The organism is Cycloclasticus sp. (assembly GCA_040743155.1).
GTDB lineage: Bacteria > Pseudomonadota > Gammaproteobacteria > Methylococcales > Cycloclasticaceae > Cycloclasticus.
In genome coordinates this window covers 172,738-191,385 of sequence record JBFLJU010000001.1, presented here as the reverse complement: position 1 = coordinate 191,385, position 18,648 = coordinate 172,738, and the positions used below count along the sequence as shown (strand labels likewise).

17 protein-coding genes are annotated in these 18,648 nt (G+C 42.7%); 10 read left to right on the top strand and 7 right to left on the bottom strand.

What is annotated here, in order from left to right; all coding sequences use genetic code 11:
* The first annotated feature begins 2 nt into the window (after nucleotides 1-2).
* Nucleotides 3-977 (top strand): lipoyl synthase, encoded by a 975-nt coding sequence (lipA, locus tag AB1Y31_00930; protein ID MEW4981730.1) that lies wholly within the window; start codon nucleotides 3-5, stop codon nucleotides 975-977.
* 36 nt (nucleotides 978-1,013) lie between these two features.
* Here the strand turns inward: lipA and murU are convergent, their stop codons facing one another.
* Together murU and AB1Y31_00920 are read right to left on the bottom strand one after the other, a co-directional pair.
* Nucleotides 1,014-1,679, bottom strand: a complete 666-nt coding sequence (gene murU, locus AB1Y31_00925; protein MEW4981729.1) for an N-acetylmuramate alpha-1-phosphate uridylyltransferase MurU — start codon at nucleotides 1,677-1,679, stop codon at nucleotides 1,014-1,016.
* Nucleotides 1,676-2,698: a phosphotransferase gene (locus AB1Y31_00920; protein ID MEW4981728.1), complete on the bottom strand. Its 1,023-nt coding sequence runs from the start codon at nucleotides 2,696-2,698 to the stop codon at nucleotides 1,676-1,678. Before AB1Y31_00920 ends, murU begins: the two co-directional genes overlap by 4 nt.
* A gap of 455 nt (nucleotides 2,699-3,153) precedes the next feature.
* Here AB1Y31_00920 and lptD point away from each other — a divergent pair, with 455 nt between their 5' ends.
* The 4 genes from lptD to rsmA all read left to right on the top strand — a co-directional run bounded on the left by lptD (nucleotide 3,154) and on the right by rsmA (nucleotide 8,711).
* Nucleotides 3,154-5,508, top strand: a complete 2,355-nt coding sequence (gene lptD, locus AB1Y31_00915) for an LPS assembly protein LptD (protein MEW4981727.1) — start codon at nucleotides 3,154-3,156, stop codon at nucleotides 5,506-5,508.
* Between the two features lie 105 nt (nucleotides 5,509-5,613).
* Nucleotides 5,614-6,912 (top strand): peptidylprolyl isomerase, encoded by a 1,299-nt coding sequence (locus tag AB1Y31_00910; GenBank protein ID MEW4981726.1) that lies wholly within the window; start codon nucleotides 5,614-5,616, stop codon nucleotides 6,910-6,912.
* Between the two features lie 31 nt (nucleotides 6,913-6,943).
* Nucleotides 6,944-7,921, top strand: coding sequence for a 4-hydroxythreonine-4-phosphate dehydrogenase PdxA (pdxA, locus tag AB1Y31_00905; protein MEW4981725.1), 978 nt, complete (start codon nucleotides 6,944-6,946; stop codon nucleotides 7,919-7,921).
* A 4-nt stretch (nucleotides 7,922-7,925) separates the two neighbouring features.
* Entirely contained in the window at nucleotides 7,926-8,711 is a 786-nt protein-coding gene (rsmA, locus tag AB1Y31_00900; protein ID MEW4981724.1) for a 16S rRNA (adenine(1518)-N(6)/adenine(1519)-N(6))-dimethyltransferase RsmA, read from the top strand.
* 20 nt (nucleotides 8,712-8,731) lie between these two features.
* Here rsmA and AB1Y31_00895 read toward each other — a convergent pair whose 3' ends face one another.
* Entirely contained in the window at nucleotides 8,732-9,268 is a 537-nt protein-coding gene (locus AB1Y31_00895) for a hypothetical protein (protein ID MEW4981723.1), read from the bottom strand.
* 55 nt (nucleotides 9,269-9,323) lie between these two features.
* Here AB1Y31_00895 and AB1Y31_00890 point away from each other — a divergent pair, with 55 nt between their 5' ends.
* Entirely contained in the window at nucleotides 9,324-9,530 is a 207-nt protein-coding gene (locus AB1Y31_00890) for a DUF465 domain-containing protein (protein MEW4981722.1), read from the top strand.
* Nucleotides 9,530-10,186, top strand: coding sequence for a lipopolysaccharide kinase InaA family protein (locus tag AB1Y31_00885; GenBank protein ID MEW4981721.1), 657 nt, complete (start codon nucleotides 9,530-9,532; stop codon nucleotides 10,184-10,186). Before AB1Y31_00890 ends, AB1Y31_00885 begins: the two co-directional genes overlap by 1 nt.
* A 52-nt stretch (nucleotides 10,187-10,238) precedes the next feature.
* Here AB1Y31_00885 and AB1Y31_00880 read toward each other — a convergent pair whose 3' ends face one another.
* Together AB1Y31_00880 and AB1Y31_00875 are read right to left on the bottom strand one after the other, a co-directional pair.
* Nucleotides 10,239-11,963 carry a carbamoyltransferase gene (locus AB1Y31_00880; GenBank protein MEW4981720.1) on the bottom strand — a complete coding sequence of 575 codons (1,725 nt, stop codon included), beginning with the start codon at nucleotides 11,961-11,963 and terminating at the stop codon, nucleotides 10,239-10,241.
* A 129-nt stretch (nucleotides 11,964-12,092) separates the two neighbouring features.
* Complete coding sequence (locus AB1Y31_00875; GenBank protein ID MEW4981719.1) at nucleotides 12,093-12,872, bottom strand: lipopolysaccharide kinase InaA family protein; 780 nt, start codon at nucleotides 12,870-12,872, stop codon at nucleotides 12,093-12,095.
* A gap of 27 nt (nucleotides 12,873-12,899) precedes the next feature.
* Between AB1Y31_00875 and AB1Y31_00870 the strand changes: the two genes are divergently transcribed.
* Nucleotides 12,900-13,715, top strand: a complete 816-nt coding sequence (locus AB1Y31_00870) for a lipopolysaccharide kinase InaA family protein (protein MEW4981718.1) — start codon at nucleotides 12,900-12,902, stop codon at nucleotides 13,713-13,715.
* On the opposite strand, the gene rfaP is transcribed toward AB1Y31_00870, so the two are convergent.
* Both rfaP and AB1Y31_00860 read right to left on the bottom strand, forming a co-directional pair.
* Complete coding sequence (gene rfaP / locus AB1Y31_00865; protein MEW4981717.1) at nucleotides 13,712-14,515, bottom strand: lipopolysaccharide core heptose(I) kinase RfaP; 804 nt, start codon at nucleotides 14,513-14,515, stop codon at nucleotides 13,712-13,714. The genes AB1Y31_00870 and rfaP overlap by 4 nt on opposite strands.
* Nucleotides 14,505-15,635 carry a glycosyltransferase family 4 protein gene (locus tag AB1Y31_00860; GenBank protein MEW4981716.1) on the bottom strand — a complete coding sequence of 377 codons (1,131 nt, stop codon included), beginning with the start codon at nucleotides 15,633-15,635 and terminating at the stop codon, nucleotides 14,505-14,507. The genes rfaP and AB1Y31_00860 overlap by 11 nt, the downstream gene beginning before the upstream one ends.
* Nucleotides 15,636-15,750: 115 nt before the next feature.
* Here AB1Y31_00860 and msbA point away from each other — a divergent pair, with 115 nt between their 5' ends.
* The gene (gene msbA, locus AB1Y31_00855; GenBank protein ID MEW4981715.1) at nucleotides 15,751-17,502 is read left to right on the top strand and encodes a lipid A export permease/ATP-binding protein MsbA; all 1,752 of its coding nucleotides are present in this window, start codon (nucleotides 15,751-15,753) and stop codon (nucleotides 17,500-17,502) included.
* Between the two features lie 40 nt (nucleotides 17,503-17,542).
* Nucleotides 17,543-18,646: a glycosyltransferase family 4 protein gene (locus tag AB1Y31_00850; GenBank protein ID MEW4981714.1), complete on the top strand. Its 1,104-nt coding sequence runs from the start codon at nucleotides 17,543-17,545 to the stop codon at nucleotides 18,644-18,646.
* Nucleotides 18,647-18,648 lie beyond the last annotated feature (2 nt).

Genomic DNA, 18,648 nt, shown 5'->3' with positions numbered 1-18,648 from the left:
ATATGTCACACGATACAGATACTCTAAAAGCACCATCACGCGCCACCCCAGAAACGCACCAACGAAGCGAAGCGAAGCTGGCACGTATTCCCATTAAAGTTGAAAAGAAAGCCGATATTTTGCGCAAACCACATTGGATACGCGCCAAAGTGCCAAGCGGCCCTCGCGTCAATGCCATTAAAAAGGCGCTTCGTGATCACGGCTTATACTCGGTTTGTGAAGAAGCCGCCTGCCCAAATTTAGGTGAGTGTTTTAACAACGGTACCGCTACCTTCATGATTATGGGCGATATTTGCACGCGACGCTGCCCATTTTGTGATGTTGCACACGGCCGACCAAAGCCATTGGATAAAGACGAACCTCAAAAACTCGCTGATACTATTAAAGATATGGCTCTTCGCTACGTGGTCATCACATCTGTTGATCGCGATGATTTGCGAGACGGTGGCGCCGATCATTTTGCGCAATGCATTAACGCCGTACGCGAGAAAAACCCGACCATACAAATTGAGGTGCTGGTACCCGATTTCAGAGGCCGTATGGACCTTGCTGTTGAAGTTCTAGTACAGACACCTCCCGATGTCTTCAATCATAATTTAGAAACCATTCCACGCTTGTATAAAAAAGCTCGGCCCGGTTCTGATTACCAATGGTCACTCAACCTACTGAAACGCTATAAAGAAGCACATCCAGAAGTCCCAACAAAGTCCGGCCTAATGCTTGGCTTAGGTGAAACGATGGAAGAGACACTTGAGGTCATGCGGGATTTACGCGCACACAATTGCAATATGCTGACTTTAGGTCAATACCTACAACCAAGCCAAGACCACTTAGCCGTTGAGCGCTATGTTACACCCGAAGAATTTGATGAATTGGCACGCCTCGGTAAAGAGATGGGTTTTTCCCACGTTGCTAGTGGCCCGATGGTTCGCTCCTCTTACCACGCCGATCAACAAGCGTCCGGGGTTATTGACTAATCAACAACCCCTCATTGGGTACTGATTGATGCGACGTTAAATCTGCTGAAGTTTTCGTTCTAAATCAGCCAGTCGTTCCGGTGTACCAACGTCAACCCATTTACCTTGATACAGCTCGCCACTGACACGCTGGCATGATATCGACTCACGAATAATCGGCGCTAACGGGAAGATACCTGCTGTCTGCTGCGAAAAAATGATGGGGTTAAAGACCCCCACTCCGCTGTAGGTGTAGCGTTTATCCGACGCCAGTTCAATACTACCGCCGAATAAGCCAAAGTCACCATTCAGATTATGAGAAGGATTATTCACCAGTACCAAATGAATATTCTTATCCACCTTCGTTCTCAAGCTTGCGTAAGGAAAATCGCTCCAAACATCGGCATTCACAACTAGAAAAGGCTGTTCACCCAACAAAGGCAATGCGTTAAATATCCCACCGCCCGTTTCTAGAGCTTGCAGACCCTCATCTGAATATTCAATCCGCACACCCCAGCGCTCTCCACAGCCTAAGGCCGCTTTAATTTGCTCACCCAAATAGGCAATATTAATCACGAACTCGCTAAAACCATGCTTCTTTAATGCCAAAATATGGTGCTCGATAAGAGAACGCCCAGCAACCTTCAACAAAGGCTTGGGACAATGCTCGGTCAAACGACCCATTCGTTCGCCACGTCCCGCCGCTAAAATCATCACCTTCATAAAGGTTTCAACTCCGTTTGCAGCTGAACAAACTTAGCCATAAGTTGATGCTTTTCAATCAAGTCCGCGACGGGCCTTAAGTCATCATAGCGAGCACAAACAGCAATCACATAGCTCAATGTTCGAGGGATATCTTTTAAATAACCATTTTTACCATCCCTGATTAACAAACGCGCAAAAATACCAATCGCTTTCATATGCCGCTGAACCCCCATCCAGTCGAACCATTGATAAAAACGAGCTTGATCAAAATCATCTACGCAACCACGTGCTCTCCTCTGCTGGAGGAAATCATCGAGCCATACGTAAATTTTCTCATCTGGCCAATCGATATAACAGTCCCTGTATAAAGAAACGAGGTCATACGTTATTGGACCGGCAACCGCATCTTGGAAATCAATTACACCTGGATTGTCTTTCTCGGTCACCATCAAATTTCTGGAATGGTAATCTCTATGAACAAATACTTGTGGCTGTTCAAGGGCTGATTGAGCTAATTTTTCTTTGACCATCACTAAGCCCGTTTTATCATCGGACGATAAATCAACAGCCAATAATTTATTAACGAACCACTCTTCAAATAAGCCCATCTCTTGCTGTAATAAAGCTAAATCATACTGAGGAATCTCTAGCTCAGCCAACGGCAAGTCGTGCATTTTATGCAGGGCTTGAACAGCATCGCCATAGCAATTTTTCGCCGTCAATTCGCTTAGCTTGTCTAAATAACTTTCCGACCCCAAATCGCTGAGAACTAAAAACCCTTTTTCGAGTGACTTATAAAAAATTTGCGGTGCATTAATGCCTTGCGAAAACAACAGTTCTGCCACCGCAATAAATGACGTGCAGTCTTCCTTAGCAGGCGGCGCATCCATAACAACGAATGACTGACCGTTAAACTGAACACGAAAATAACGCCTAAAACTGGCATCGCTTGATGCTGGCTCACAACTAAACTCATCTGTTAAAAAAACACCTTTTAACCATTCAATTAAAAGTTGTTTACGTTCATCTATCACCATAAGGAACACTCTGTTAGACCTAATTCACGCAGACTGAAAGTTGCGTGCTAATATATTGAAAAATTATACAAGTAACATTGAAGAATTCGTCATTCTATGCGATTTTATACAACCTACGTTAGACTCAAATAAAAGGCTTTAACATTAACACTTCGTACAAACATTTTTTTCTTAGCCTAGCGCTATTTTTTACCGCATCACAAACTTTCGGTTTTAGCGATTCTCAGTGGGACTGTAACCTTGCAAGTGACGGTGAAACATGGGATTGTTCCGCCTCCAGCAAGCCTTTAGCTAAGCAGCCTGAGCCTACAGCCATTGATGAAAACGTCAGCGCTGAAAGCACTATTGCCGAGTCACCTGCAAAAAAAACAGCTAATCCTTCGGTGCCTCGTGTTCAACTAACTCGTCAAGCAACACCTTTAACCACTAAAAAGGCACCTGTGGCAGTTTCAAGCATGAACAATGACGGCTCATGGGATTGCCAAGCTGGCGCAAATGCCACTTGGGATTGCACCCAAACTAGCGCGCCTAGCAGTATTGAAGTTGCCAGTGTAGCGGCTGTCGAATTACCTAGCAGCACATCCTCTGATCGCATTAGAAATAATTCATTATTCCACCTAATGATTCAGCAACTTGAAGCTGACCCTTGGGATACCTGCGAGGTCTCGACAGCAGAACTTCGTGACAGTAGAAATGCTATCCAGCAAAGTCGTTTAAATGCAGAAGTGAGCATCCAATCTGATTACGCCGAAATTCTCGACCAGAATGATGCTCAATTTAGTGGTGATGTTTTAGTAAAACGCGCCGACCAATCTATTACCGCCGACCGCGTTACTTTCAACAACAATAAAGAAATTGCAGCAGCATCTGGTGATGTTTTCTACCAAGAAAATGGATTCGCCCTGCACAGTGATCAAGCAACGCTTCAGCTTAGCAACGATACCGGCGAGTTCAAAAACAGTCGGTTTATTATTGAAGGGACTCATGCACGAGGCACAACCCAGTCGACTCGTCTCATTAACCGTGATATCAGCCAATCAACAAATATTACTTATACCACCTGCGCACCCAGCGTTAGCGATTGGGAACTCCAAGCTAGAACGCTGGAACTCAACAAAGAAACAGGCCGCGGAACTGGACGTGACGTTTGGGTTGAAGTGTTTGATATTCCATTGTTATACACACCGTACATCAGTTTCCCAATTGATGATCGACGCCAGTCCGGTGTTTTAACACCAACGTTTGGTAACTCCGACACAACCGGCTTAGACTTCGCAATTCCTTACTATTGGAATATTGCTGAAAACTATGACGCCACTATTACACCGCGAATCATGAGCGATCGTGGTTTGATGCTAGGTGGCGAGTTTCGATACCTAACCGACAGCAGCGAAGGCCAAGTAGCGGCCGAAATTCTTAGTGATACCGACACCGATGATTTACGTGGCCAATTCTCATTGCAAAACAAATCAACCATCAGTTCCCGCCTAAGCTCAGAGCTAGACCTGAATTACATGTCGGATGATGATTATTTAGAAGATTTTGGCAACAACCTTAGTATTTCCAGTAACCGCTATTTAAGAAGCCAAGCCAGTTTAAACTACCGAGCCGATAGCTGGAGCTTACTCACTAAAATAGACAATTACGATTCTATTGATGAGTCTATTTCTAGTGCTAATAGGCCGCATCGTCGTCTACCACAAGTTCTTTTTAACCTGCGTGAAACCGAAGCCTTTGGTATTGCGAAAGTCAGCATGCGCAATGAGTTTGTATACTTTCAGCACAGCGCCGATGTTGATGCTAAACGAGTTGATTTGCACCCTGGCATTAGCGTCCCATTCCGAACACCTGCTGGATTCATTACCCCTAGGCTAAGCTTAAGACATACCGAGTACCGCTTACAGGATCAAGCCGCGGGAGTGGACAGCCAGCAAAGTAGAACGCTACCCATCTTATCCGTTGACTCTGGGTTATTCTTTGAAAGAGACCTGAACTTTGCTGGAGGCATGATCCAAACCCTCGAGCCACGCGCCTATTATTTATACGTTCCGCACGAGAACCAAGATGATATTCCATTGTTTGACACCTCAGAATACGACTTCAGCTTTAACCAGCTATTTAGAGAGAACCGTTATTCAGGTGCTGACCGAGTGGCCGATGCAAACCAGTTAACGTTAGCACTCACCTCACGACTTATTGAGTCTAACACCGGTAGCGAGCGCCTAAGAGCGAGTATTGGCACTATTGTCTACTTCGATGATCTTGATGTAGGCTTAAAGCCCACTAGCACGCCCATTACAAAAAACACCTCCGACTTAGTCACAGAAGTATCGGCAAAGTTAACCGACACATGGTCAGCCCGCACCGCGCTGCAATACAATCCTCACGCGGGTAAAACCCAAAAAGCAACGCTTGGGTTTCATTATCGTGACGGAGCAAACCGTATCTTCAATGCAACTTACCGCTCTCGTTACGAAGGAACCTTTGATAGCAACGGAAATTCCAATGATATCGAGCAAACAGACCTATCATTTAAGTGGCCCATCAGCAAAGAATGGAGCACCGTCGGTCGCTGGAATTATTCGGAAGAACAAAACTTAGCGCTTGACACATTCTTAGGCCTTGAGAAAGACACTTGCTGTTGGCGTTTACGGGTCATTGCCAGACGATACGTTAATGACGCATTTGATGAAGAACCTAAAGAAGGCATTTTCTTCCAGTTTGAGCTGAAAGGCCTCACAAGCTTTGGTGAAAAGCTTGACTCATTCTTGGAAGAAGGAATTTTAGGTTACCAGATACCTCAACACTAACTCAATAAATCAACCCCAAGGTCAAAACTATGGTTTCAAAATGGCACGCCGAGTGTTATTTTGGGCCTTTGACTTACCATCCATTTAACGCTGAACCCACCCAACATGAAAAGCTTCAAACAATCCATATTCGTTAATACAATCGTTCTGTGTAGCCTTTTGTCATTTGGCGCACTAGCTCAAAACTCTATTAATCGAATTATTGCAATAGTCGACAAAGGTGTTATTTTACAAAGCCAGTTAGATGAACAGGTTAAACAAACCTATCAGCGCTTACCTGCTGAGCAACGCGCTTCTATAGCAAGGTCCGACATTGAAAAGCGTGTTCTTGATCGAATGGTTATAACAGAGCTGCAACTGCAAATTGCCCGACGTAGCGCTATACAAATTTCAGATGCTGAAATTAATGCATCAATTAAACGTATCGCCAGTGCGAACAAACTATCAGCAGAAAAGTTTCTAGAGGTATTGCAGAATGATGGCGTCACACTTAAATCTTTCAAACGCTCAATTAAAGACCAGATGCTGGTCAGACGAGTACAATCCAGCTATGTTCACCATGAAGTAAAAATATCAGAACAAGAAGTAAAGAGCTTTTTGCAACTGCTAGAGCAAAGCAATGGCGATCAATCGACAGAGTATCAATTAGGGCATATCCTTATTGCGACACCAGAAAATGCATCACCGCAACAAATAGCTAAGGCGCGTAAAAAAGCAGCTAGTATAATTGCAGGTTTGAATCTAGGCAAAAAGTTTTCCACTCTGTCTATCGCCCACTCAGATGCTAGCAACGCGCTTGAAGGCGGAGACCTTGGTTGGATGAAACTAGCGCAAATGCCCTCAATGCTAACGCCTTATGTGCAAAAAATGCAGGCAAATGAATTTTCAGCGCCGATAGAAAGCCCCAGTGGTTTTCATATCATTAAACTCTTTGCAACTCGTGGCCAACAAAAAGTCATGGTTACTAAGACCCACGTACGTCATATCCTGATTAAAATTAATGCACTTGTTAGCGACAAAATAGCGCAAGAACGCTTACTTAACCTTAAACAGCGCATCGAAAACGGTGAAGATTTCACCATGCTAGCAAGGGCTAACTCTGAGGACAGGGGCTCTGCCATCAGTGGCGGCGATCTCAACTGGGTCCAGCCTGGCGCACTTGTTCCTGCCTTTGAATCAGCCATGAACGAACTGGCTATCAATGACATTAGCTTACCTGTTCAAACCCAATTTGGCTGGCATTTAATCCAAGTATTGGGCCGTGAACAACAAGACAACACACAACTCATGCGCGAAGCGCAAGCACGTTCTCAATTACAAAAACGTAAGGCCGATGCCGCGATTGAATCATGGTTGGTAAAACTAAGAGATGACGCCTACATTGAATACCGTTTAGCTAAATAAGCAGCGTATTGGTTACTTTTTACGCAAAATAATGCCTTTACCTCGAATTGTTATTACCCCCGGTGAACCCGCCGGTATTGGCCCCGATATATGCTTACAGGTCTGCCATAAAAGTTGGCCATGCGAACTGATTTTTGTCGCTGACATTGAACTATTACAACGTAGGGCGGTGGCTCTTAACTTATCAATCGATATTAAACTAGCCGACCTGAGTAAACCCACTAGCCCGCATATACCAGGTACTATGAACGTCCTTCCAGTTCAATTACCTGAAGAAGAAGTTTGTGGTCTACTCAACACTAATAATGCTAAATATGTAATTGAAACGCTTCAGTCAGCTGCTCAATTATGCCTTGATAACACCTGCCAATCGCTCGTTACAGGGCCCGTACAAAAAAGCATTATTAACAATGCAGGCATCCCTTTTTCTGGCCATACTGAATTTTTTGCCCATTATTGCGGCGGCTACCCCGTGATGATGTTAGCAACAAAGGAGTTACGGGTTGCCTTGGCAACCACTCACTTAGCACTCAAAGATGTTAGTTCGGCAATAACCGTGTTACTCCTTGAAAAAGTCATCAGCATTTTACATACCGACTTACAAAAAAAATTCGCCATCACTAAACCACGTATCGCCGTATGTGGCCTCAACCCACACGCCGGTGAAGATGGTCACTTAGGTGATGAAGAGATCACAACAATAATTCCTGCTCTTGATCGTTTACGTCAAAAGGGTATCAACTTAACTGGCCCCTTACCTGCAGACACCGCATTCACACCACCCATTTTAGCCAAACACGACGTGGTTTTGGCGATGTATCACGACCAAGGATTACCGACACTAAAATTCGCTGGGTTCGGTGAAGCTGTTAATATTACACTCGGTCTACCTATCATTCGCACATCGGTCGACCACGGGACAGCTCTTGAACTTGCCGGCACGGGAAACGCGAGTTCAAGTAGTTTAGAATCGGCGCTAGAAATGGCCATACAACTTTCATCCAAATAATACCTTGAATAAACCACACAAAGCTCGCAAACGTTTCGGTCAGAATTTCCTGCAGGATAGTCGGATCATCCATCAAATAATTATGGCCATCGACCCACTAGCAAGCGACCACGTCGTTGAAATTGGACCGGGGCAAGGTGCCATTACCGAACCGCTTTTAGATTCTCACTGTCAACTCGATGTCGTTGAACTTGACCGAGACCTTGTTGAACGACTCAACACTCGTTTTGGCCATATAGATCGATTTACACTGCATAGCGCAGACGCACTGGCATTTAATTTCGCCGCCTTAGATAGCGACAAACCTCTAAGGGTTATTGGCAATTTGCCCTACAATATTTCGACACCTTTATTATTTCATTTGCTTACGCAGGCATCGCATATCAAAGATATGCACTTCATGTTGCAAAAAGAAATTGTCAACCGGCTCCAAGCCCAACCGGGCAGCAAACAATTTGGACGCCTCAGCATTATGATTCAACTTCATTGCGACGTTGAGGCTCTGTTCGATGTCGACCCAGAGTGCTTCCACCCAAAACCCAAAGTCATGTCGAGCATAGTTCGTTTAACACCTCACACAAAACAAAAATATGCCATTGATGACTTAGAACTATTTGAAAAGATAGTGAAAGCCGCTTTTTCTCAGCGCCGTAAAACCATTAGAAATACACTCAAAAATATTTGTAATGAAGCATCTCTTGAAGCGGCCCATATAGACCCAAATGCACGAGCAGAGAGCCTAGAAATTAATGACTTTGTTAATCTTAGCAACCAGCTTAATCGTATCTAAACGCTCACGCCATAGATGTTTCAAACGGCCACGGCCTCGACTGGGTACACGATATTTATCACTTGATATGATAAATACAAATAACAGAAGGTTAACAACAAGCTGACACTAAAACTTTTCTGGATTGTTTCTCGGATGATGTTTGCCATCACAATAAAACCCCATACAACAATAAAGAAAACAATCAGGCCTACCACACCTATAGAGCCTTGATTTTTCACTAGGCCATCCATCCAAAAAACGTAGGGCACACTCAACAGTGTCATTAAAGCACCGCTTCCGTAAACAGCCGTTATTGCCTGATTAAAGCGGTTTTTCACCTGAAAGAAACTCACTAATAGATATATAAATAAGCCGACTAAAACTGTCTCTATAAAGGATTGAATAATCGCTTCACTTAATTCAATCGAGCTAGAAAGAAGCATCGTACCCGATAGAAAATAAATGAAAAAAACTATTTTCAACAACACCGTAGAGTCGGGTACATCTTTGGGCCCTCTTTTAATTAAACAGAGGTCAACAAATATTCTTAGCAGTGTTTTAAAATCATTATTCATCTCTCAAGTATGCTGTACCATGACAGCTTATTCAATCTGCTTTAAGTAAATCTAGATGATATTAAGCGAAAACAATCAAATTGAACTCAGAATTATTGAGCTCAAACAAGAGCATCAAGATTTGCACTATATAATTGATCACCTAATAGAAGAGCTTCAGCCCGACCAACTTAGAATACGCAGACTTAAGAAACGTCGATTATTCGTGAAAGATCAAATTGAACACTTAAAAAGCACCTTAATTCCTGACATTGACGCCTAATGGAAAACATCAGTAACGAACAATACCAACAACTAATCGCAGGCGCCGATGTTATTGAAGAAGATAGCTTTGGAGTAAAGGTACTAGACACCAAAAAAGGTGAAATGATTAAGCTATTCCGCCTGAAACGATTTCTTTCAAGCGCCCTTTTAAACCCATACGCTGTTCGTTTTGTAAGAAATGCCGAACAACTCAACACTCTCGGCATCACCACAATAACCATTAACCAACTCCTTTGGTGTCGAAGCATTAAGCGCCATATCGTTGTCTATCAAAGGCTAGAAGGTGAGTTATTGCGAGATGTATTAAATGACCCTGCTAAAGACACTGAGGATATATTCCGCCAATTTGGCGCCTTTGTCGCTCAATTACATCAAAAAGGGGTTTATTTCAGGTCGGCCCATTTAAAAAATATTCTCGTGCTACCCAATGGCGGTTTTGGGCTGATTGATATTTCCGATATGCAAATCAAACGTTCCTCACTAAACATGAGTTTACGCCAAAGAAATTTTGAACACATCTTGCGTTATCAAGAAGATAAGGCGCTAGCCCAACAGTACTTCGACTCATTTGTATCGAGTTACACTGTCGCCAGCCAGCTCGACGAAAGCAACAGCAACAAAATAAAACAAACCATTCAAAGCATTCTGGCTTAGAGTCATAGGCCATCAATTTCGTTGAACGGGCCTAGTGTCCTGTTAACTTGGCTTAAACTTTCTTCACCAAAATATCTTCCATTACTAGATATTCTAAGTCGGAGCCATAAAACATATTCAGTGCATCGGTCGGCGAACAAACCATCGGCTCGCCACGACGATTAAGTGATGTATTCAACACCACTCCATTGCCTGTTAGCTTTTCAACTTCCGTCAGTAGCTCATGATAACGCGGGTTGGTTTCTGCCGTTACAATCTGCGCTCTAGCCGTACCATCTTCATGCACTACCTCTGGAATTCTTTTCTTCCAACTGTCTGCCACGTCAAAGGTAAACGTCATATACGGGCTGGGGTGGTCTGTTTGCAAAATATCTTCCGCAACCGTGTCCAAAATACTCGGGCAAAATGGACGCCAGCGCTCACGGTATTTGATCTGTGCATTAATTCTATCCGCTACGCCCTTACTGCTCGGGTTGCCGATAATACTTCGATTTCCCAAAGCACGCGGACCAAATTCCATGCGTCCTTGGAACCACGATATAGGATTACCATCCGCTAATAACTTCGCCGTGTATTGCGTTGTATTTTCCAACACCTCGTATTCAGGCTTGTTAGGATGATCTAAACAGGCTTGAATGCATTCTTCATTAGTATATTCTGGGCCAAGGTAGGCGTGCTGCATTTTCTCTACGCTATCGCCTAATTCTTGCGCCGCATAGCTCGCCGCACCAATCGCAGTACCCGCATCACTGGCAGCGGGTTGAACAAATAATTCTTTAACGTCGGGCCGCGCAATAATACGTTGATTAAGCTTTACGTTTAGCGCTACACCACCGGCATAACAAAGTTTGCCTGTTTCTTTAAGCGTATCACCTAAATAGGTGTCAATTAAGCCAAGCGCCACCTTCTCCAGCAAAGCCTGAATACTCGCTGCATAATCTATGTAAGGGTCATCAATTTCATCGCCTTCGCGTTTTGGGCCAAGCCAATCAATTAATTTAGGGCTGAAGAAATAGCCTTTGCCATTTTCTTTATAACGCCGCAAACCTAAGCAGTTAACGAGTTTTGTATTGACCCGAAAATCTTTGCCATCTGTTTCGATAAGTCGTGAAAAATCAAAGCGTTTTGGGTCGCCATACGGCGCCATACCCATCACTTTAAACTCACCATCAAGCATCTCAAAGCCGAGAAACTCGGTAACTGCGCCATAAACGCCGCCTAAAGAGTCCGGGTCGTAGAATTCCTTAATCTTGTGAATTTTGCCGTTTTCGCCATAACCAAAAAAGGTCGTCGCGTACTCTCCTTTACCGTCAATACCAAGAATAGCGGTTTTTTCTTTAAACCCACTGAGGTGATATGCGCTGCTCGCGTGCGCCAAATGATGTTCAACCGGTACAAATTTAACTCGCTGTGAGTCAATACCTAAATCATCCAACATCTTCATCACGCTTTGGAAGTTTCGCTCATAGCGACGATTGCCGTTGAACAAGGCCATTAGCGCACGATCCGGTGCGTACCAATGCCTTTTAGCATAATGCCAACGCGCTGGACTAGATAGACCTATTTTTGCGTACGGAAAGGCCACCACGTCAACATCGCTCGGCTTAATGCCTGCGTACTCTAAACAAAATTTTGTGGACTCGTAAGGGAATTTACCTTTTGCGTGTTTATCGCGCAAGAAGCGTTCTTCTTCTACCGCCGCAACTAATTTCCCATCGATGTACAACGCGGCAGATGCGTCGTGACTCACTGCCCCTGATAAGCCTAAAACAATCATAATAAACCTGTTAAATATAAACGTTAACCAACCATACCTTGACGGTTTTTTTAAGGTTGGGAAATATTTGGATATACGTTAATGATAATTACTCGACCCAAACGCCTTGCAACTATCAATTCAGGCTAATTATATCTTACTTTTCCTAGCAATTTTATCTGCTATTTTAAGCCATAACTTTTTAGATTTTTTGCTAAGCTTTTCTTCCTGCTGATACTGCCTATAAAATCTGATTTTATCTTTAACACCCCACCTATCAGAATGTCGAAACAAGGTGTATAAGTCCCGAAAGCGAGCTCGATTTTTTACTAATGGTTTCTTTACTTTCTCTAAATCAATAATCCGTAATTCCACATCGCCATCTTGCAATGGCCTTGCAAAAATATGTTTAAGGTAAAAGCAGTTGTGCTGAAAACCATTTTCATGCATTACTTGCATTAAGCTGGCTAATTTTTTAAAAAGATTGGCCTTTTGAGTTTTCGTCGAAACAAAAACCCCACCCGGCTGATATTCATCTGATGATAGTGGGATATAACCCGCTAATTCCTCCGTCATGACAATTGCCCTTCGTTGGCCATCGTCTTTCCAATCTTCAAAAAAAACCAGATCAAGTGACGGAATACCATTATCATGAAAGGCATTGATATGCTCATATTCTCGGACAAAGGTTGAAAAACCACTTATCGGGTGCCGTAAAGACTTCGACACATGATTTTCTTGGCGCTTAAGAAAAACCCCGACCTTTCCGCCTAGCGGTAAATTCAACTCAATTCGTGAGACACCACTCCAGCCTCCCCGTCGATGGTTAGGCTCTTCAAACCATTCTGCTTCGAGGTCCCATATTTTCTCATACGTATCTAAGTGGTTAAAAACCAGTATGTCTCGCCATTTTTCAGATATATAATGCATCACTTATTTACTCATCTCATGCATTGAATGTCATCTAATAGTTCATTATATCGATATGTATTTCATGGCATTCGTTTAAATGTTTCGCCAGAGGAGCGAAATACTATGGTGTCACTTGGACTAGAGCATAGCAACGCTTGGTCTTCATTTAATGAAGGAGAAACTTTATCTAAAGGATCTACCACCTGCCTAAAAGTCACACTACCCCATAAATCTGTTATTTATTTCAAACGGTACCAATATACAAAAAAACCTTGGGATTTTTTTCTTAGACGAAGTAAAGCAGCAAACGAATTTATCAACTACCAGCGCTTTAAGAAAATCGGCATTCCAACATTAGACGTTATCGCTTTATACGAACAACGCTCATTTGGCTTTTTAAACCTCGCCTGCATTATCACCAAAGAGTTAAAAAACACTGTTCAGCTTGATGACTTTTTTACCGGTGTGCTTTCGAAAATGCCAAAAGGTGAGCGGCAACTAGTTTCCGACGATATCAAAGTAAAATTATTTCAACAAATAAGACTAGCGCATAATGCAGGCATTTTTCACTTGGACTTAAAGTGGCGAAACATTTTAATTCAGCGAGAAGGTAAGCAATACACGCCTATTTGGATAGATTGCCCACGTGGAATTAAACGACGTTTTCTAAACTACCGACTTAGAGTTGCTGACTTAAGCGGCCTAACGCGCAAAGCACTCAGCTTCTTTTCAACTCAACAACTTTATCGAATGGTGTATTTGTACCTTGGAAAATCAGCGACAAAAAAAGAAGCCCGAAAGCTGTTCTTTGACATTCAAAAACACTTGGCAAGACGGCCACCAAAATTTTGGGGAAACTAGTCCTTTATCGGTTTTGAATTAAGTTTTTGCCCTTTAGCAGAAACGCTAGCCCAACGATCCGCATGAAGCTTAAACTCTGCGCTTAAGCTTTTATCCGAATAGGTTTGGATAAAGCGATAAAAGTCTCGACGCGTAAAGCCGATCTGCATGCTAGAAAAATATAATGCAGCGAGGTCTTTAATTCGCCACCTTTCAGGTACGCTATCGCGCATCTGTACACGGTGTAAATCTATTAAATACAATGGCAGTTCTTCTGCTACCTGAATAGATTTCATATCTGACTCTTTCAATAAAAAGTGGCATATATACAAATCTCGATGATTAATGCCGTTGTCGTGCAAGTGACGCGTTATCGTTGCAACGTGTTTTATCAACGCCCTTTTAAGCTTTAAATCCGGCTTATTCTTCGCCCAATCCATCGACAAATCTTCTAGGCTAACAGCCGGCTCTAAAGATTCTGTAATAACAAATGATTCCAATTCCGCAACATTCAACCCGCGCTGACCAAAAGCTGCCAGCGTCATCGTTTTAATACCTAGTGTCGTTAATGCATTAATTGCCTCATACTCGTTTACTGCACCTAAAATTGGCAATCTTCCTTGCAAGAGGTTTTTAACGATTTCGCCCCAACCTACACCCTTATGGATTTTTGCAAAATAGTCTTTGTTGTTGAGCGTGAATTTAAATGTTTTACGCCTCGCCACCTGTCGATACATATCGCCGTCAAGCGCCATTACCTCATCAAAACCAGGGTTACTGCCCCAGTTTTTTTTGAAATTTTCTGCTACTTCAAACGGCATTATTTAAACTCACTGCAACACGTTCAATGGCTTCTACTGCCTTTTCTGGCATGCTGTATAAGTCTTCCTTATTCGCATAGTCCAAGGCATTTTTCACCCAATTATCTTTATTACTCGTCAGCATAGTCGCTAATGTTTCATTTAATATAGCTTGTGAAAAAGGCGACACCAGCACCACGCCCGATTGAGCCTTTTTTACGTGCTTCGCGTAGCCACACACAGCTGTTACTAACATCGGCAAGCCTGCTGCCATCGCTTCTAAAATAACCGTACCCGTATTTTCTTTACGCGCAGCGTGCAATAGAACGTCGCAACCCAATAAGAAAGTTGGTACATCGCTTCTCCCCCCCATAAAGTGAACCTTGTCACCCACTTTTTTTTCAGCGGCTAAACGCTCGTAAGACGGCAGATCATCTTCGCCAACGACCATTAAGTGTGTTTTAGACAGCAATACCTCTGGTAATGATGACAACGCCTCTATTGCTCGGTCAACACCTTTGGTTTTAAAGCCGGTACCGACCATTAATATCACAATATCTTGTTCATTAAGCTGATGCTCCTTACGAAACTCAGCCCGTATATCGGCTGCATTGTCAGGCCTACGTCGACTTAAATCGATACCCGGCGGTAGCGGCACTAATTTGTTATCAGCAACCCCATAATGTTGTTTAAATAGCTCTGTTTGCACATCTGAAATCATTAAACAAACTGTTTTGCTATCACCACCAAAAACTGCACGCTCCACACCCGAATAAAATCTAAAACGAGGGTTTAAGGTTTGCAAAAATGATTTTTCTTTGAAACGTTCTATATAACAAGGGTCCGCGGCATAGTACACATCAATATTTGGAATTTTATTAAAACCAATCACAGCGTCATATTGCTCATGCTGTAACTTATCATCTAATTGCCGATGAAAATCAGCCACTTTCGCATGATTACTCCACCCCCCACAGGCCAATATATACGTGTTGTATTCAGCAATAATATCGCCCTGCCATTCCATCACGTAAACATCAACAACATAACCTTTCTGAACACAAATATTAGCAATACGCACAAAATCACGCGCCAAACCGCCAAAAGGGAAATACTTATAAAGAGCAAAAGCTAGGCGCATAATCGTAAAGCTACTAATCAGACAGGTAAATTATTGATTATTTTACCTCTATTCTGCCCACTTAATATCGCTAGTTTAAGTTAAAATAAAAGTCCCTTATTTTGAATAACGCAACTTGTCAAAACCAAACAAAAACGACTCGCCGTCTAGCATCAACATATATTTCAGGCTTTTAGACTACGTTAAGCCACATTGGAAAATATTTAGCCTTAGCTTAGTTGGGTTTTTAATTTTCGCATCCACCCAACCCATGTTTGCTGCCTTGATGAAATACATGGTCGATGCTTTAAATGATGAACAACGCGATGCTATTTATTGGATTCCTATCGCGTCAGTTGCCATAGTTTTTGTACGCGGCATCGGGTCTTTTCTTGGCAGTTATTTTATCGCGCTTGTCTCAAATAAAATTGTCCATACCTTACGCTGCCAACTATTTGATCGCTACACGTTATTACCTAGCCACTTCTTTGATAACAACAACTCGGGGCACCTAATATCTCGCATCACCTATAACGTCCAACAAGTGACAGGGGCGGCCACTGATGCTGTTAAAATCGTTGCGCGCGAGGGGTTAACCGTTATTGGCTTGTTTGGTTACCTGTTCTATATGAACTGGAAATTGTCACTCATCTTTATTGCCATCGCCCCACTTATTGGCATGGTCGTTAAAGTCGCCACACAGCGGTTCCGCAGCATTAGCAAGAAAATACAAACCTCAATGGGCGACCTCACCCACGTATCTTCTGAAATGGTTATTGGCAACCGCGTGGTTAAAAGTTTTGGTGGCGAGCCTTATGAACAAGAACGCTTCCATAACGCCAGCAAATACAGTTTTCAACAATCCATGCGCATGGTGAAAACTTCTGCCATCCAAACACCTTTATTACAGCTAATCGTTAGCCTTGCCCTTGGTGTACTTATCTTTCTTTCCTTACTACTAATGGCTGATTCAACCACTGGCGAATTTATTGCTTACATTACGGCTGCGGGTCTCATCCCCAAACCTATTCGCCAACTCAGTGAAGTCAACTCCACTATTCAAAAGGGCATCGCAGCAGCAGAAAGCATTTTTAACGTTTTAGACGAAAATATTGAAAAAAACACCGGCACCCATACATCTCAACGAGTTAAAGGCCAGCTTGAATTTAAAAACCTGAACTACTCTTATGGGAGTGATGAAAAGCAAGTTCTTAATGACATTTCTTTTAAACTTGAAGCAGGTAAAACTGTCGCTATAGTTGGCCATTCAGGAAGCGGCAAAACAACGCTCGCCAACCTTATTCCACGTTTTTACGACCACCAAAGCGGCGACATCTTACTCGACAATGTTGAAATTAACGATTACGAGCTGTCTAACTTAAGAACTCAAATCGCTCTAGTTACACAACACGTCACCCTATTTAACGACACTATCGAACACAATATTGCCTACGGCTCACTCGGCATTTTCTCTAGAGAGGACGTTATTAACGCCGCGACTAAAGCGCACGCAATGGAGTTTATCGAGCAATTACCAGAAGGGCTCGACACTCTGATTGGCGAAAATGGCTTAAAACTTTCTGGCGGACAAAGACAGCGACTGGCAATCGCAAGAGCACTGTTGAAAGACGCCCCCATTCTTATTTTAGATGAAGCAACATCTGCCTTGGACACCGAGTCTGAACGAAAAATACAGAAAGCACTAGAAACAGCCATGAAGGATAGAACCACCTTAGTCATTGCTCACAGGCTATCGACTATTGAAAATGCCGACACGATACTTGTTATGGAAAATGGTGAAATAGTGGAGTCTGGAGCGCACCAAAGTTTATTATCAAAAAATGGGCTCTACTCCAATTTACATAACACGCAGTTCAAAGGAAGCTAACTCTACTTACTTCGAAGCAATAAGCAAAATCAATAAGGACATGATAAAAATATTACAAATACTCCCATCGGACGCTCTTGGCGTACAGCAGCTTGCCGAATCAATAGAGAGTAGCTTTCCAAATGAGGACTTTGAGGTCATCACAGCTTACCTAAATCCCACCGATAACAGGCAGGCCTCTTCTAAAACCAAACTGTTCAACTTCGATAGAAAAGCAACCAAAAAGATCAGACTAAAAGTACTTTGGCAGATATTCAAGTACTGCCGTGATGAGCAGTTTGATGTCATCATTACCCACCGTTTCAAACCGTTATACCTACTATTAATTCTTAATCTTTTTTTAAAAGTGCCCAAGTGTTTTTCTGTCATACATGGTTTTGATGACTTCTCTCGATATTATAGGCGTTTATTATTGAGCTTATTTTGGTCTAAGGATTGGCGATTTGTTGCTATCTCCGACTCTGTGGCAAACTACCTTCTTCGAGTAAAGCCAAATTTAGCAAATGATCACGTTATTACCATTAATAACGCCATTAACGTTAATGCCTTAACCCAAACTCTAAAAACAAAACAGCAAAGCCGCGATTCTCTCAAACTTAGTCAACAAGCATTTATATTTGGAACCATTGGCCGCCTTAGCCCATTAAAAGGTCATCTTCACCTAATTAAAGCCTTTGAAATAGTTCATCAAAAACACCCCAATACTCATCTAGTTATTATTGGGGAAGGCCGCTCTCGCCAAGAAATTGAAGCTTATTTAGCTAACCGAGATATTCAAAAAAGCATTACATTAACTGGAGCGATAGTTAATGCATCACAATATATAAAAGCATTTGATGTTTTTGTTTTACCATCATTAAAAGAAGGCTTTGGCATGGTTCTTCTTGAGGCGATGGGAGCAAAGCTTCCCATTATCGCATCCCATACTGGGGGGATACCTTACGTACTAGGGGGGCTTGGTGAGTTACTTCCACCTAAGGGCTACCCTCAGGCACTCTCCAATGCAATGCTTGAGCACGCCAAATTAACGCTTGAGGAAAGACAACAAAAAGGCAATGCGCTCTACAAACGATTGATCAAACAATTTGATGAGCCTATTTATAAAGAAAAGTGGCTGACACTTATTAAAGAGAAGCTACATTAAAT

Excerpts from the sequence above, each read along its gene's own strand:
- pdxA (MEW4981725.1), top strand. The coding sequence starts at position 6,944 with ATGCCTTTACCTCGAATTGTTATTACCCCCGGTGAACCCGCCGGTATT.
- AB1Y31_00875 (MEW4981719.1), bottom strand. The coding sequence starts at position 12,872 with ATGCATTATATATCTGAAAAATGGCGAGACATACTGGTTTTTAACCAC.
- AB1Y31_00880 (MEW4981720.1), bottom strand. The coding sequence starts at position 11,963 with ATGATTGTTTTAGGCTTATCAGGGGCAGTGAGTCACGACGCATCTGCC.
- lptD (MEW4981727.1), top strand. The coding sequence starts at position 3,154 with ATGAACAATGACGGCTCATGGGATTGCCAAGCTGGCGCAAATGCCACT.
- rfaP (MEW4981717.1), bottom strand. The coding sequence starts at position 14,515 with ATGCCGTTTGAAGTAGCAGAAAATTTCAAAAAAAACTGGGGCAGTAAC.
- AB1Y31_00895 (MEW4981723.1), bottom strand. The coding sequence starts at position 9,268 with ATGAATAATGATTTTAAAACACTGCTAAGAATATTTGTTGACCTCTGT.
- AB1Y31_00850 (MEW4981714.1), top strand. The coding sequence starts at position 17,543 with ATGATAAAAATATTACAAATACTCCCATCGGACGCTCTTGGCGTACAG.
- AB1Y31_00920 (MEW4981728.1), bottom strand. The coding sequence starts at position 2,698 with ATGGTGATAGATGAACGTAAACAACTTTTAATTGAATGGTTAAAAGGT.
- AB1Y31_00860 (MEW4981716.1), bottom strand. The coding sequence starts at position 15,635 with ATGCGCCTAGCTTTTGCTCTTTATAAGTATTTCCCTTTTGGCGGTTTG.
- AB1Y31_00910 (MEW4981726.1), top strand. The coding sequence starts at position 5,614 with ATGAAAAGCTTCAAACAATCCATATTCGTTAATACAATCGTTCTGTGT.
- murU (MEW4981729.1), bottom strand. The coding sequence starts at position 1,679 with ATGAAGGTGATGATTTTAGCGGCGGGACGTGGCGAACGAATGGGTCGT.
- AB1Y31_00870 (MEW4981718.1), top strand. The coding sequence starts at position 12,900 with ATGTCATCTAATAGTTCATTATATCGATATGTATTTCATGGCATTCGT.
- AB1Y31_00890 (MEW4981722.1), top strand. The coding sequence starts at position 9,324 with ATGATATTAAGCGAAAACAATCAAATTGAACTCAGAATTATTGAGCTC.
- lipA (MEW4981730.1), top strand. The coding sequence starts at position 3 with ATGTCACACGATACAGATACTCTAAAAGCACCATCACGCGCCACCCCA.
- AB1Y31_00885 (MEW4981721.1), top strand. The coding sequence starts at position 9,530 with ATGGAAAACATCAGTAACGAACAATACCAACAACTAATCGCAGGCGCC.